Source organism: Aphanizomenon sp. CS-733/32, assembly GCF_028330045.1.
GTDB classification, from domain to species: Bacteria; Cyanobacteriota; Cyanobacteriia; order Cyanobacteriales; family Nostocaceae; genus Dolichospermum; species Dolichospermum gracile.
On the sequence record NZ_JAQMSE010000241.1, the window covers coordinates 13552 to 26784 of the forward strand.

A 13233-nucleotide genomic window follows, 5' to 3' on the forward strand; every position below is an offset into this window, starting at 1 on the left:
CCGACTTCTTGAAGAAGTCGAGGATATGGTGAAAATTAATTTGTTTGTGCTAATTGTTGTTGATTAAGATAGAAATAATGTCCTCTTTTAGTGATTAATTGTTCATGTGTACCGCTTTCTACTAAAACACCACGATCTAAGACTAAAATTAGATCAGCATGACGAACTGTGGAAAGACGGTGAGCAATAATTACACTTGTACGTCCTTGCAGGATTTTTTTGAGGTTGTTCTGAATAATCCGTTCTGATTCGGCATCCAGATGACTGGTGGCTTCATCTAATATTAAAAGTCGGGGATTTCCTAATAATGCGCGGGCAATTGCTAACCGTTGGCGTTGTCCTCCAGATAACATTCCTCCCCCTTCACCAATTTGAGTTTCATAACCCATTGGCATTCTTTTAATAAATTCATCTGCACCTGCAAGTCTGGCTGCTTCCATAATCTCTTCTAAGGAAGCTTCTGGATGAGCAATTGTGATATTTTCGCGAATTGTTCCTCCAAATAAAAAGGTATCTTGGTCAACAACTCCAATTTGCGATCGCAAGGAATGTAAGGAAATACTAGTAACATCTTGATTGTCAATCATAACTCTTCCATCTGTCGCTAGATATAAACCCAAAATTAACTTAGAAAGTGTTGTTTTTCCCGAACCACTGCGACCAACAACTGCTACAGTTTGTTCAGGCAAGATTTCAAAACTGAGATTTTCTAAAATATTAATCTCACTTTCAGGATGATAGCGAAAGGTAACATTATTAAAACTAATTCTCCCAATTAATCTGGGTAGAAATTGCCGAGGTTTCTGTTCTGAATCTTCCTCTGGCTGTGCTTCCAAAACATCATTAATTCGTTCTGTGGCGACAATTACTTCCTGTAACTGATTCCACAAAATAATTAATCGTTGAAAAGGCTGAATAATATTGCCTAATAACATATTAAAGGCAACTAATTGACCAATGGTAAGTTGATTTTGAATCACTAACCAAGCTCCAAACCATAATAATCCGGTACTTGCCAAAGATTGAATAGTAGAACTAACTAATTGCAGTTGATTACTAATTACTTGACCACTAAAGTTCTTTTTGATTAAATTATTTAGTAATTCTTCCCAATGCCAACGCACCGTTTGTTCAATAGCCATTGAGCGAATCGAAGAAATACCAGTCAAGCTTTGAATTAAATAACTATTTTCTAGTGTTCCGGCTGTAAATACCTCCCGACTAATCCGCCGCAAAAATGGTGTAGCAAAGAATGTTAAAATCACAAATGGTGGTACAATTGCTAATGTCATTAATGCCATTGGTGGACTATACCAAAACATTAATCCTACATAAACAAAGACCGTTAGTAAATCCAATCCAATAGAAAGAGCTTCACCAGTGAGAAAACGTTGAATTTTTTGATTTTCTTGGACACGGGAGACAATATCCCCGACATAACGAGATTCAAAAAATGCCAGCGGTAGACTAAATGTATGTTTAATAAAACCTACCATTAAGGCGATACTAATGCGGTTGGCGGTGTGATCTAGTAAATATTGTCTTAAGCCATTGATTACAACCCGAAACAACCCAAAAATTAACAATCCAAACCCGACAGTATTTAAAGTTAAAACACTGCCTTGAACAATGACTCTATCTAATAGAAGTTGCGTAAATAAAGGCGTGATTAATCCAAATATTTGAATTAATACCGAAGCAAGAAATACTTCTAGGAGAACTTGAAAATGAGGTTTAACTAAATCCAATAACTGCCAAAACGGCGTATTAGCTTCTGGGGTTTTTTTGAGGGAAGCTGTAGGTTGTAATAGTAAGGCGTAACCAGTCCAACCTGCGAGAAATTCCTTGGTAGTCAGCCGACGTTGACCAATGGCAGGATCAGCAATAATTACCTGTTTTTTGGTAATTTCATAGACAACAATGTAATGTTTACCTTGCCAATGAGCGATCGCTGGTAAAGGCTGTTGAGCAAATTTATCCAAACTGGCTTTTACCGGACGGGTAGCAAAACCAAGGCTTTCCGCCGCTGCGCTCAAACTTCGCATAGATGCACCACTCCGGCTAATATTAGCCAGATCCCGCAGCCGATTAATACTCAGATTTTTCCCCCAATAACGACCAACCATAACTAAGCAAGCAGCACCACAATCCGCCGCACTTTGTTGTTCAAAAAAGGGATAGCGTTTAGTAAATTTCCGCCACCAATTACCAGCAATAACAGTAGGAATAGGAAAATATTGAGAGCGTTTCTTTGTTGATGTTGGTGTGGGAACAATTGGTTGAGAAAAATTAACAACTTTGCCATTTTTTGGCAATTCAACAATCGGAATGTCTGGAGATTTAGGACTGTTAATTAACTCTGCCTTATTCAGCAAAAGATTATAAACAGGAGGAAATTCTCCCATAACCTTTTTCACCGTTTTTTCGGGAAGATAGGCAACCTTTAAATTCACAGAAGCTCTAGCAACATAACTGCTAAAATCTTGGTCTGGAAATAAAGTTAATTCCCCAAATGATGATCCTGGCGTGAGAGTATTAATTAAATTGTTGGAGCTATCAAGCAATCTTACCTTACCCGACAGCACAATATAAATTCCCGGATTGGCTGTAGTCGCTTGCCAAAATTGCTTTGCTACTGGCGGCTCAATAATTTCTAAAGCCTGGATACAATCTGTAACTACTTGATCTGATAATCCATCACCCAAGACTTGCTTAATATATGTAGCTAACTGTTCCTGAGAAAACGCTGATAGCATTTCCTAACCTCCAAAACACTATTACTTATTGGTCTGCATGAGATTAAATGACCAATGAAAACTAGGTTCAGGTAGAGAATGCAAATCACTAATTTTAATTGCCAAATCCTGATTTTCAGTAGTTATCAATGGGGAACTTTTACGTTTGGTAGACAGTCCCATTTGTTTAAGGAGGCGATTAATGTGGCGATCGCTAATTTGAATTCCCAACTCCTTCGCCAAATGTTTACTCAACCATTGCGCCGTCCAATCACTAAAAGCATAGCCATATTCACGGGGACTACAATTAACTAATTCCTTCAGTCTTTCAATATATTCATCATTAACAATCTTTGGTCTACCCAATGGTCGCTGATTCCATTTATGTGCCATCCCCGCCTCAGCAATACCGATCCAGTATCTCGCCATCTCCTGAGAACAACCAATCATTTCACAAATATGAGTTTGCGACTTTCCCATATCTGCTAACAACATAATCTCAATTCGTCGCCGATATTCTGGTTGTGAATTATTTTGTAAATTTTTGAGCAACACCTTCCGCTGAAAAGGTGTTAAAAACTTACTTTCATAAGTATCGTAAATATTCACAACCTGATCTTGATGAGAATAAGATGACATAATTCTTACCAGTTGCTTTCTACTTTCAAATTCGGGCAAATTCATCTATTACATCTATTGCTAAAATCCAGATGCAAAAACTTTCACAGATATGCAATGTTTAATCTGTATGATGTTTCCTGAATATTCATTTAATTCTTAATATCTATGTAACAGGCATAGCTGTTATGTCCCCCCAATAAACAGCATTGTCTGGCAAAACACCCATAAATAAACTCCCAAGATTTAGCTTGCTAATGCCAAAAATCTACATAGGCAATGATATTACCCCTAATTGAGATGGGAGTCTATTGATAAATACTGGTATTTCAGTTAATTAATTTATGCAGTAACTCTTCAAAAATTGTAGCCTCACACTAAATAAACTTAAGCAGGATGTAATCTATCTCTTACACTATCCTAAAAATAGAAAACTCTCATCAGCAAACTTTCTTAAATATGAAATTGTTTGTCTGATAGCATGTCCTTAGTTATTTAGTTTAGATAAAAACGTGACAAAGCCTCAGTTCTTATCTTTAAATTCTGCTATATCTTCTTCTAAAATTTATATAAAAAATAAAATCTTCATCTAAACTTCATGAAAACTTTATAGAAAATTCATATTAACTTAAAGCTGATAAAAATATATCGAGTAAATTTCCGAAAATCCTCTTGTAGAATCTTATATACATAAACAAGCACGTGGAAAATTAAGTAGGTGAACACAATAAAACCAAACTGTGTAAAGAAACGTAAAATCGCTGAAAACTTGTTTAATCTTGCCTCTTGCCTTGCTATAACGACAATTCTCAACGCCAACCTACTTATGACAAATTATCAATACCTTATCCACTTTCTGCTTTGTTGGGTTAAGCGACAGCGCAACCCAACAAATGCGTTAGGTTGAAGCATGAAGCCAAACCTACAAATCAAAGCTTTTCCAATTTAGACAAAGTATTGATGATAATTACTGTTATATCAATTGCCAGTTGACATAACAGCAAAAATTTGTAAGTAAGAGCATGATCTGACCATAATCTTTCCCTTTCCCCATCTACCTTAATAACTAAAGTTAGCCAAACCTTAGTTACAGAAAATTTGGTAGTAGAAGTTATCTAGCCATATCAATTTTATTAGGGTAATCCACCACCCCAATTGAACAGCATTCAGACTTCTTAGGAAAAAGAACCACCTTTAGTTATGGTTCATCAGTCTTAATGAAGAATTTATTTAATTAATCAGAAACTGAATGCCAATTTCTAATCTATAGGATGTTATCAGTGTGTATTTGCCATTCTGGCAGATTTTTACAACGAAGTCAGTAATTGCAGTTACTCACATTTCCAATCAATTGATCTGAGTAACAAGCAATTACGAGATTATCAGCAACTATGCCGACTTTTTTTCCCTACTGTTAGCGCGTGCTTCAGCATGATGCTTACCTCCCACTTCCATATAGGCTATATCCTTAATCTTACTTAAACAGTTAGATGCCAGATTGCCTTCGGATCTTTTCTCTGTGGTGGGTTTAGCAATTTTGAGAGTTTCATTATTTTGGGGATTGGAGCGACTCGTACGAGCATTTTCTTTGAGAATGCGGTTATAAGTCCGATAAGGGATATAGTGCATTGGATTATAGCCTACGAATCGTAACATTAAAACACAAGCCCAAGAATACTTCCCTGCTAAAATCGCTTCAACTACTTGGTCTAACTGTTCGGGATGGATTTTTGGTTCTAAGTTGTTACCACTGCCAGCAATATCTTGATTCATAATCTTAGTTATTCTTGAATTGAGTAAATTAGTCCAGTTTCTGCAAATGCGATGGTCTTCAGCCTAGCTGTTGCGGGAATGACCAGAACCTATAAATAATCAATTGGTGGCAGATGTGAAAAATAGTAACAACTTGCTGCAAAAATACGGTAATTGCGAACACGGATACCTGGATAGAACGGATTTCAGAGAACTGCATCCCTAAAACTACCCGTTGAACTGAGCTAAAAAACGCATTTGACCTGATGATTTTTTTCATAACCTGACCTGTGATTGAAAACCTGATTGTTTTTAATCAAGCCTCTGTACTACTGTGCTGTCCGTGTATACTCTGATTTTCTAGGCAGTTTTACAGTTTTCAATTAGTAATATCTATAGCTCACTCCAGATAATATATATTAATTGCTTCTGGGCTTCAGATTTATACTTACTAATGAATCAAAGGTAAAAATTTACCAAATTTTCTGCTTTCTACCGAGAGGAATTAAGTTCGACGTAGCTTTTCGTAGATGCCGTTGTGTACTGTTGAAACTTCCAAGTGGAAATTTTTGGCTTCGCCCTAGTTACTGCTGTATAACTTATTACCATTGCTTTTGCTGCTTCTGCTGTAAAAGCCGACAATTGCACCAGTGGAATCAGGAAAACCGTTAATTTCTCAATTTCAAAAGCCACATTTTTATTTATACTATTTTTTGTCGCTAATGTCATCTGCCAAGGTGGCAAGATTTAAGTTAAATTTACTGAACTTATCTAGATATTTACTTATGTCTTGTGCAAGTTTGGGTTTTGTCCCCACTTGGCAAAAAATGAGGGGTGTTACCCCCCACTTTGATCTCAATAGCAGATGTTATCATTGCCATACAAGACAGAAACACCACTAATATGGTTGATCTAAGCTCCTGAAATATAAATAGTTTTGATCAATGGTTATATTCAAAAAAATTAAATTTTCATGAAAACAAAAGAAATGTTTAAATTTACATTTTGCTTGGATATAAGTCTTGCTGTGTAAGCATTTCATTGATTTGTAATCTTGATAAATAGATATAAATATCAATTAATAAACAATCCAGAAATTAGCAAAATCTTTTCTTGTCAATACTCTAATATTGCTGGGTAATTAATTTTATCAAGATAGTTGCTTTTGGACGAAGAAGACATCCAGCTAGATGTGGATAATAAAAACTGTATCAACATGAACCTTTAGCTATTATCTTATTCGGTTACTTATAGCTATTTATTTATTAGGCAGTATGGCCATTAACTGGAATTGGTAAACTGCTAATGACATGTATACAATTTATTACTATAAGTAAGATCACAGGATATTCATCAAGCTAATTCGGTAGGAATAACTATCATTATCTATTGTCAATGTCCGGGGATTCTTGTGGTTAAAGCCGATACTCCTTGACTCAGGATTGAGTCCCTATGGCTAAGTAGTTCTTAATTAAATTGGCTAAAACGGATGTGAACTGCTGCTGTTCAGGGTTGAGTAGGAATGACCTACGCGGATGTTCTGGATAACTTCCCCAAAAATGGATAAGGTAATTGCTTGACAGATAAGAATGAGGAGGTTATAGTGTAATTCCCAAGTTGTTTAAGCTTTTAAGCAACGAGGGTATTTTGAAGGCGATAGCGCTGCTTGCAGCAGTTCGCTCTGAATCAAAATTTTTGAATATTTGCAAACTAACTGGGAACTTATCACCAATACTGCCAGTCGTAGATGTCAACAACCGCGTTTGAACCTGACCAACCTGACTAAATAGCTTGATAAAGCTCCTGCTGTCCTTGCTTTATTCAACTATCCTGCAACTACTCATATTTTTATACAATTGGAGTCTACGGATAAATTCTCGTCTGTTGTCAACTAGACTGGAGAATTTTTTCGAGCGGGTAATTTTAATCTTTTAAGCTACCATAGCCCTAAATCAAGTGGGGAATTGGTGATTAGGCTGTTACGCAGCTAAATTTGATAAGCATAATTTACTTGAACTTTGTGGTGCACGCATCTTGCCCGCTAGAATTTACAAACTAAATGCACAACAGCTTATGTTTATGTAGGGCTTGCTGAAAAAACGTAAAACGTAAATGAATCAAAGGTTTGAGGTTGATAAGCGTTCCGAAGGGATAGACATGAAGAACAGGAAGGAAGAAGAAAAGAAGATAGGTAATCTTTCACCTAGAAGGGAGTAGCTAATTGCTGACTTTTGACTTTTGACGAACGCGTTGCGGTACTAGTTCGCTAGTTAACCCTATAATACTTGAGTAGAAAATTTATCCATATTTGGTGAGAACGACTAATTTTATGTTCTGTGTGGGTTTAGAAGTTATTCTTGTGGCTAAATAAGGGAAAAAAGTGTATCTTAAGACATTTGTTTTCAGATTTAAGTTCCTCAACTTTTAACCATTACTGATTTTTTCGTGCAATTCCGGAAACAACAGGAAAATAAAATTGAATAACAATATCCCCGACTTCTCTAAGAAGTCGGGGATATAAAGAACCTTGGATTTAAGGAATTAGCAAATAAATTCCCCAAATAGCCATAGCGCGGAGATAGGTACTAGCGCGGAAAGTGCCATTAGCGGTGATAGCTTCCGGGGTGCGAAATTGTAAGCCATTGTCGTAAATTTGCTTAACTACAGCCTCAGTTAACCGCATGGCTTCATTTTTCATATCCATTTGCACCAAGAAAGCTGCTAGACCAAAATTGATGCCTGTCCAAACTTCCAAAGGATGGGTAGAATGGGGATTTTCTGGTAACCCATTGGGAAGAACACCGTTAGCAGCGCCAAATTTACCATTTTGGAATTTGAGAAAACAGGCATCATATACTTTTGTTAAGGCGGATAAAGCGCGATCGCTGGGGACAATATCTGGTAAACTCAATAAACGAGCGTAGAATTGCCCACACAATTGGTCAGCCATAACTACCTCAGAACCACTTTCACTATCCAACCGGTAATACTCACCATTCCAAAGCTTCTCCTGATAAATTGGTTTTGATTGATTTAACCAACCTTGATAAATAGACCCTTGTGCCTCTACCTCTGCGTCCTCCGTGCCTCTGTGGTTCGTTAAGATCTTAGAAATAGCAATAGCAGCCTCCAAAGCAGCTAACCACAAACCACCACAATAGGCACTGACACCTTGCAAGCGCCAATCATCGAAAGTTTGGTCAGGTGCGCCAGAATTTTCTGGTATACTGTCACCATCGAGATCAAAAGTTTTCACATAATCGAGAGTTTGGACAATAGCGTCCCAACAATCTGCTAAAAACGCAATATCATTTGCACCGGTAAGCAGAAAATCTCGATATACTTGCAAAACAAAATCACAACCTAAATCTTTCCACAGATTGCAATCTTGATAACTGGTATAATTGGTTTTTTCCCAAACGTGTTCATTGGGTGCGCCTAAATCATGGGGTGTCGCACCGGCAATTTTCCGAACTGCGTTGGGACTTTCCGATTTGATAGTCAGATAATAACCGATAATTCTAGTTCTATCATCACTTTGGGGAATAGCCCTAGCAAAGGCGCGAATTACCGACTTTTCCAATTCTGGGAATAACATCAATAATCCAAAAGAACCGTATAACCGCACATCTAGACTTTCGTACCAACGGTAATCTAAACATTCTAACACGGCAAATTGACCAACGGGATCAATTTCCGAGGACGCACTCCAGAGAGTTCCGCCGCTAGTTAAATCGTAGAGTTCGTTAAATAAAGCCATTTTGAACCAGTCAGGTAAATCTGACTTTTCTAAAATGGGGGTTTGCCAATTTTCGATGAGCGATCGCCAATTCTGATATTCTTTAAGAGCGGTAGTGGCAATTTGCCAAGCATTCTCACCATTACAACCAAAAAAGTCTGTATATCTGCGGTAATAGTTCACCCCCGCTGCAAATTCCGTAACGGGGAAATCCCAACTGAGGACAAAAGGAACTTCTAAATTTTCCCCAGGTTGCAAAGTAAAACGCACCGCAATTGCTGCACCTAAGCGAGTATTTTCATCTGCGGGAGTTTCATCTAGATAATTAGGTAAAGAACCATCTGTAGAGAAACTTTGCCAAACATCTTCACCATTACCCACAGGATTAAATCGGCAATGATGAAATATTTCCACTTGGGGATTTTTAGTAGTCGCAATACACCAAGTTCCGTCCCCTTCTTGAACAGTTTGACTATTAGAAACTTGACCTAAAACGCAACCAAAATATTGATGATCTTCAGCTAAACAATTATAATTTCCTTGACTTTCTCCCCAGGGTGGTAGATAGTCATAAACTGGACTACCATCATCTCTAACTTTAACTTCAGGAGATTTTAAAGTATTAGTAAACCAACCCACCATATTTTCCCAAGTTAGCATAATGCTAATAGTAATTGGTGCAGTCGTGGGGTTATGTGCTTTCCACAAAAAAACCGCGACAGGATAACTTGTTTCTTGATAATTATCTGCCCAAATTGGTGAAAATTGCTCGCAGATTAATTGAGTTTTTAAGACATTTTCATAAACAAACCAACTGCGGGGATAAAGCGCGTGATATGTACCTGAGTTCTGTTCCTGAGATTGTGGATACCATTGCCAAGATTGCAGTGTATGATCTTCTGGGGGTTGGGTAGATAATGCGTAAGCTTGTCCCGATTCAAAAATACTAAATTGACAAGCGGGAACGGTTTTGAAAGTATGTTCTCCCCCGTCAATGTGCCACAGGTTAAAGTCTCCCCGTGAAGAACGTCCTATACACCCTGCACCAAAGCCACCAAGAGGTATTCCGTGCCAGGGACCATCATCAATATTACTAGGATAACGGACGGTGTAGGGTTTATCCCAGCCTAAGCCAATGGGACGTTTCCAGGTGCAGGAGGGTATTTGGGCGTGCTTTGTCATGGTTTGAGTTTTACGGGTTGACGCTATGAAGACTAGCGCGATGTGTGATTTTTCTCAAGTGAATCATGAAAATATTTTTATTTAATTACAGTTCCTAATCTTTGATTATATAACTAAATTGCGATCGCTTCGCTATCGCACTCCCCACATCCCAAAACAGCTATATCTTCCCTTGACAAAATATTTTCATACAATTAACATGAAATTATCAAATAATTTGTTGAAATTATCATGTTTAGCCTAAGCGATATTCACCCCTTATCAGAATTTCAGCGTGGAGCAAAGATGTTTCTGAATAAGTTAAAAGAAACTAAATCTCCCATTGTGCTGACTGTGAATGGTAAAGCTGCTGCTGTGGTTCAAGATGCTGAAAGTTATCAAAAAATGATTGATAGACTGGAAGTACTAGAATCTGTTGCTAAGATACGTAAAAGTATAAATGAGTTTGAACAAGGTGAGGGTATGCCCTTAAATCAAGCATTTGCAGAATTTAAGGAAAAATATGGCATACCGGATTGAGATTTCACCTAGTGCTATTGCTGATATTGAGAGTATTTTCCTGTGGATAAAAGAGGAGTCACAGGAACGAGCTTTTCGTTGGGTGCGGGGATGTTATGAAATTATGCTGACGTTGGAAAATTTTCCCCAACGTTGTTCTCTTGCTATAGAAAGTAAGTATATGGGGATTGATGTTCGACAACTTATTTACTAAAAACAATTTTTAATTTTATTTACGGTTAAAAATCTTGGGGAAGAGGAAGAAGTTGTATATATTCATCGTGTTCGTCATGGTTCTCAGCAGAGATTGGAAAATATACAGGATTTATTAGGAGATGAGTTATAAAATTTGACACTCAATAGCGATCGCACTCCCAAACCCCAAAAGCGATTGCTCATCCTCACATCTCCAAAACAGCGATCGCACCCACACATCCCAAAACAGCGATTGTCAAAGCACGGATGGAGGAGATGAAGCAGTGGATACAAGAATTAGAAGAAAAACTAAATAGAACATCAAAGAATTCATCATCACCACCATCAGCAGATCCACTCAACACAGAAAAGAAACCAATCAAGAAAAAAAGTGGGAAAAAGAGAGGAGGACAACCAGGACACAAGGGATTTACAAAGTTTCTGTATCCAGAATCTGAGTGTGAGGAGGTAATAAATTACAAGCCATTGCAGTGTTGAGTGGACTGTATCGCCATAGTCAGAGAACGGTGAAAACAGCAATGGCGGAAATATTTGACATCAGACTCAGCTTGGGAACCATTAATAAACCCAACTCTTAAAGGTTGAACCTGCGCTGTGGCTATTTGTGCAAATTGAAAATGTCGAACCCACAAATAATGCGGCTGTTATAAATACTGCTGTGTTTTGCGTAGTTATTCATTTGTACTCCAGATGGATTAGCAAGTGATTTTCATAGCTGTAATTACTTCACACATTCTATTTCACAGTATTTGAGTCACCAATTACCCCTGTGAACGGTTACTGCTCAACCCAACCTACACTATTTGAGATTACTGCATTGATGTAGCTGCATTTTTACTGGTTTATCCTGTTCATAAATAAACTGTTCTTTCATTAATAAAGCCATTTCCGCTTTTTGCAATTCCACTCCTAAATAGAGTGCATGAGATACTTGTAAACTAGGACAATCTGCGAATATTTGCTGGGAAAGTTTATGTGGAGATTTACCAGCATAACAATTAACTACTTCTCCAGAACCAGGAGTTGTATGTTCGACAATAATTTGATTATTTTGAATGGTAATAATAAAACTACCAGCAGGATCAAAATAGTCTTTTTGCTGAGATATTTTAGAATATTGAGACGAAATGACATTGGCGACATTTTCAAAACAATCATCATAAATATGGGCGCTTTGACTAATGGTAATTAATGCTCCCATTTTCAAAACATGATCAGTTTTTTTAATTAAAGAATTATAAATATACTTTTGTAAAGCTCTTAATCCCATCGCATTTGCTGGCCAAGCTGAGAACATATCATTACTTCTGAATGTCGCTGTTAAAGAGAGTTCATTGTCAACTATTCTCACCCAAATATGATTTAGACAAGGTGGATTATCATTGTCATCTTGACTAGCATCCCATAAGGACATCACAGCCCTAGCGGAATCAATATCATTTGCTAGTTTGTCAATTACCTGTTCAATTTGATCACGTCCAAACCAAGAACGTAAACGTTGCCCATAGGTGTATTTTACTCCTTCTTGATTCTTGGCATCATCTAAAATTTGCGAAATATATTCTTCGAGAAAACTTCTATCTATGGGTAAATAATTGGGTTCGGGAAAATAGAAATCTTCCGGTTCTGCGGTGACAACTGCCATTAAGGCGATTAATTCTTGCCATTTACCATCATAACCAGTTGGTCTAATTGTGCCGGTGGTTTTAATCCTGTGAATGATTTTCACCCAAGTTTCGGCGATGGTTTTTCCTTCAATTCTGTGTCCATAGCGTGTTCCTGGTAAAACTGTTGGTTCAACTGTAGTCATGGGAAATTCTACAGGTGTTCCCCAAGGTGCAACTGTTTCTTTTTGGGCGTAATATTGAATTTTTTCGACAGCATCAGCAATTGATGTAGCGTTTTGAATCTCTACGGAATGGCGTAATTTTTCCAAGGTATTTATATCAATATCAATATCAATATAACCAGCAACTTGAGAACGAATTACCCAAGATTTTCGCCCAGCATCACTAATACTCTCTTCCACACCATGACGGAAGAAATCACTTAAACATTGACAAGCACCGGCATTTTTATCTTCTTTGGTAGCATTGAGAATAACTAAATACCGCACATGAGGATTTAGTAATAAGTTGCGAATTAGTAAGTTGATACCTCTGGTGGGTGAGTATAACTGTCCAATTACAGCATATTCATTTGATTGTAGATGTTTTGCGATCGCTTGTTTCACCATCCATCCTGTAATCACTGCGGTTTGACCGCTACCATAAATCAATTGGTTTGGTTTGTGCTGTGCTGTATAATGGAACTGGGTGATTTGACCCATATTGAGATAACCACTCGCTGAATTTACTAAGTTTTTATTCAGGATACAATAATTAGTCTAGATTAATCACACATTGTCAAAAACCCACATTCCGCACTCACAACTGTCACACCCCAAGGAAACGGATGTAGTTGGTACATAAGAACTAATTGCCGAGGGGATGT

Annotated in this window: 10 protein-coding genes; 3 read left to right on the forward strand and 7 right to left on the reverse strand. The window is 37.5% G+C overall.

Annotated features, from left to right (window positions below; translation table 11 throughout):
- Positions 1 to 35: 35 nt before the first annotated feature.
- The 5 genes from PN471_RS20795 to PN471_RS20815 all read right to left on the reverse strand — a co-directional run bounded on the left by PN471_RS20795 (position 36) and on the right by PN471_RS20815 (position 10026).
- The gene (locus PN471_RS20795; RefSeq protein ID WP_271778459.1) at positions 36 to 2756 is read right to left on the reverse strand and encodes a peptidase domain-containing ABC transporter; all 2721 of its coding nucleotides are present in this window, start codon (positions 2754 to 2756) and stop codon (positions 36 to 38) included.
- A gap of 21 nt (positions 2757 to 2777) precedes the next feature.
- Positions 2778 to 3374 carry a helix-turn-helix domain-containing protein gene (locus PN471_RS20800; protein ID WP_271778460.1) on the reverse strand — a complete coding sequence of 199 codons (597 nt, stop codon included), beginning with the start codon at positions 3372 to 3374 and terminating at the stop codon, positions 2778 to 2780.
- A gap of 1368 nt (positions 3375 to 4742) precedes the next feature.
- Complete coding sequence (locus PN471_RS20805) at positions 4743 to 5126, reverse strand: HetP family heterocyst commitment protein (RefSeq protein WP_193892668.1); 384 nt, start codon at positions 5124 to 5126, stop codon at positions 4743 to 4745.
- Positions 5127 to 5597: 471 nt separating this feature from the next.
- On the reverse strand, positions 5598 to 5849 hold the full coding sequence (locus tag PN471_RS20810) for a hypothetical protein (protein ID WP_271778461.1): 252 nt from the start codon (positions 5847 to 5849) through the stop codon (positions 5598 to 5600).
- 1789 nt (positions 5850 to 7638) lie between these two features.
- Complete coding sequence (locus PN471_RS20815) at positions 7639 to 10026, reverse strand: GH116 family glycosyl hydrolase (protein ID WP_271778462.1); 2388 nt, start codon at positions 10024 to 10026, stop codon at positions 7639 to 7641.
- Positions 10027 to 10257: 231 nt separating this feature from the next.
- On the opposite strand from PN471_RS20815, the gene PN471_RS20820 reads away from it, so the two are divergent.
- Positions 10258 to 10545: a type II toxin-antitoxin system Phd/YefM family antitoxin gene (locus tag PN471_RS20820; protein ID WP_271778463.1), complete on the forward strand. Its 288-nt coding sequence runs from the start codon at positions 10258 to 10260 to the stop codon at positions 10543 to 10545.
- The gene (locus PN471_RS20825; RefSeq protein ID WP_271778464.1) at positions 10529 to 10738 is read left to right on the forward strand and encodes a type II toxin-antitoxin system RelE/ParE family toxin; all 210 of its coding nucleotides are present in this window, start codon (positions 10529 to 10531) and stop codon (positions 10736 to 10738) included. The genes PN471_RS20820 and PN471_RS20825 overlap by 17 nt, the downstream gene beginning before the upstream one ends.
- A 187-nt stretch (positions 10739 to 10925) precedes the next feature.
- On the opposite strand, the gene PN471_RS20830 is transcribed toward PN471_RS20825, so the two are convergent.
- Positions 10926 to 11084: a hypothetical protein gene (locus tag PN471_RS20830; protein ID WP_271778480.1), complete on the reverse strand. Its 159-nt coding sequence runs from the start codon at positions 11082 to 11084 to the stop codon at positions 10926 to 10928.
- Here PN471_RS20830 and PN471_RS20835 point away from each other — a divergent pair.
- Complete coding sequence (locus tag PN471_RS20835) at positions 11008 to 11217, forward strand: DUF6444 domain-containing protein (protein WP_271778479.1); 210 nt, start codon at positions 11008 to 11010, stop codon at positions 11215 to 11217. The genes PN471_RS20830 and PN471_RS20835 overlap by 77 nt on opposite strands.
- Positions 11218 to 11539: 322 nt before the next feature.
- On the opposite strand, the gene PN471_RS20840 is transcribed toward PN471_RS20835, so the two are convergent.
- The gene (locus PN471_RS20840; RefSeq protein ID WP_271778465.1) at positions 11540 to 13069 is read right to left on the reverse strand and encodes a thymidylate synthase; all 1530 of its coding nucleotides are present in this window, start codon (positions 13067 to 13069) and stop codon (positions 11540 to 11542) included.
- Positions 13070 to 13233: the final 164 nt, after the last annotated feature.

Bases quoted from the DNA above. Each gene is read 5' to 3' on its own strand.
- PN471_RS20840 (WP_271778465.1), bottom strand. From the start codon at position 13,069: ATGGGTCAAATCACCCAGTTCCATTATACAGCACAGCACAAACCAAAC.
- PN471_RS20795 (WP_271778459.1), bottom strand. From the start codon at position 2,756: ATGCTATCAGCGTTTTCTCAGGAACAGTTAGCTACATATATTAAGCAA.
- PN471_RS20825 (WP_271778464.1), top strand. From the start codon at position 10,529: ATGGCATACCGGATTGAGATTTCACCTAGTGCTATTGCTGATATTGAG.
- PN471_RS20800 (WP_271778460.1), bottom strand. From the start codon at position 3,374: ATGTCATCTTATTCTCATCAAGATCAGGTTGTGAATATTTACGATACT.
- PN471_RS20820 (WP_271778463.1), top strand. From the start codon at position 10,258: ATGTTTAGCCTAAGCGATATTCACCCCTTATCAGAATTTCAGCGTGGA.
- PN471_RS20815 (WP_271778462.1), bottom strand. From the start codon at position 10,026: ATGACAAAGCACGCCCAAATACCCTCCTGCACCTGGAAACGTCCCATT.
- PN471_RS20805 (WP_193892668.1), bottom strand. From the start codon at position 5,126: ATGAATCAAGATATTGCTGGCAGTGGTAACAACTTAGAACCAAAAATC.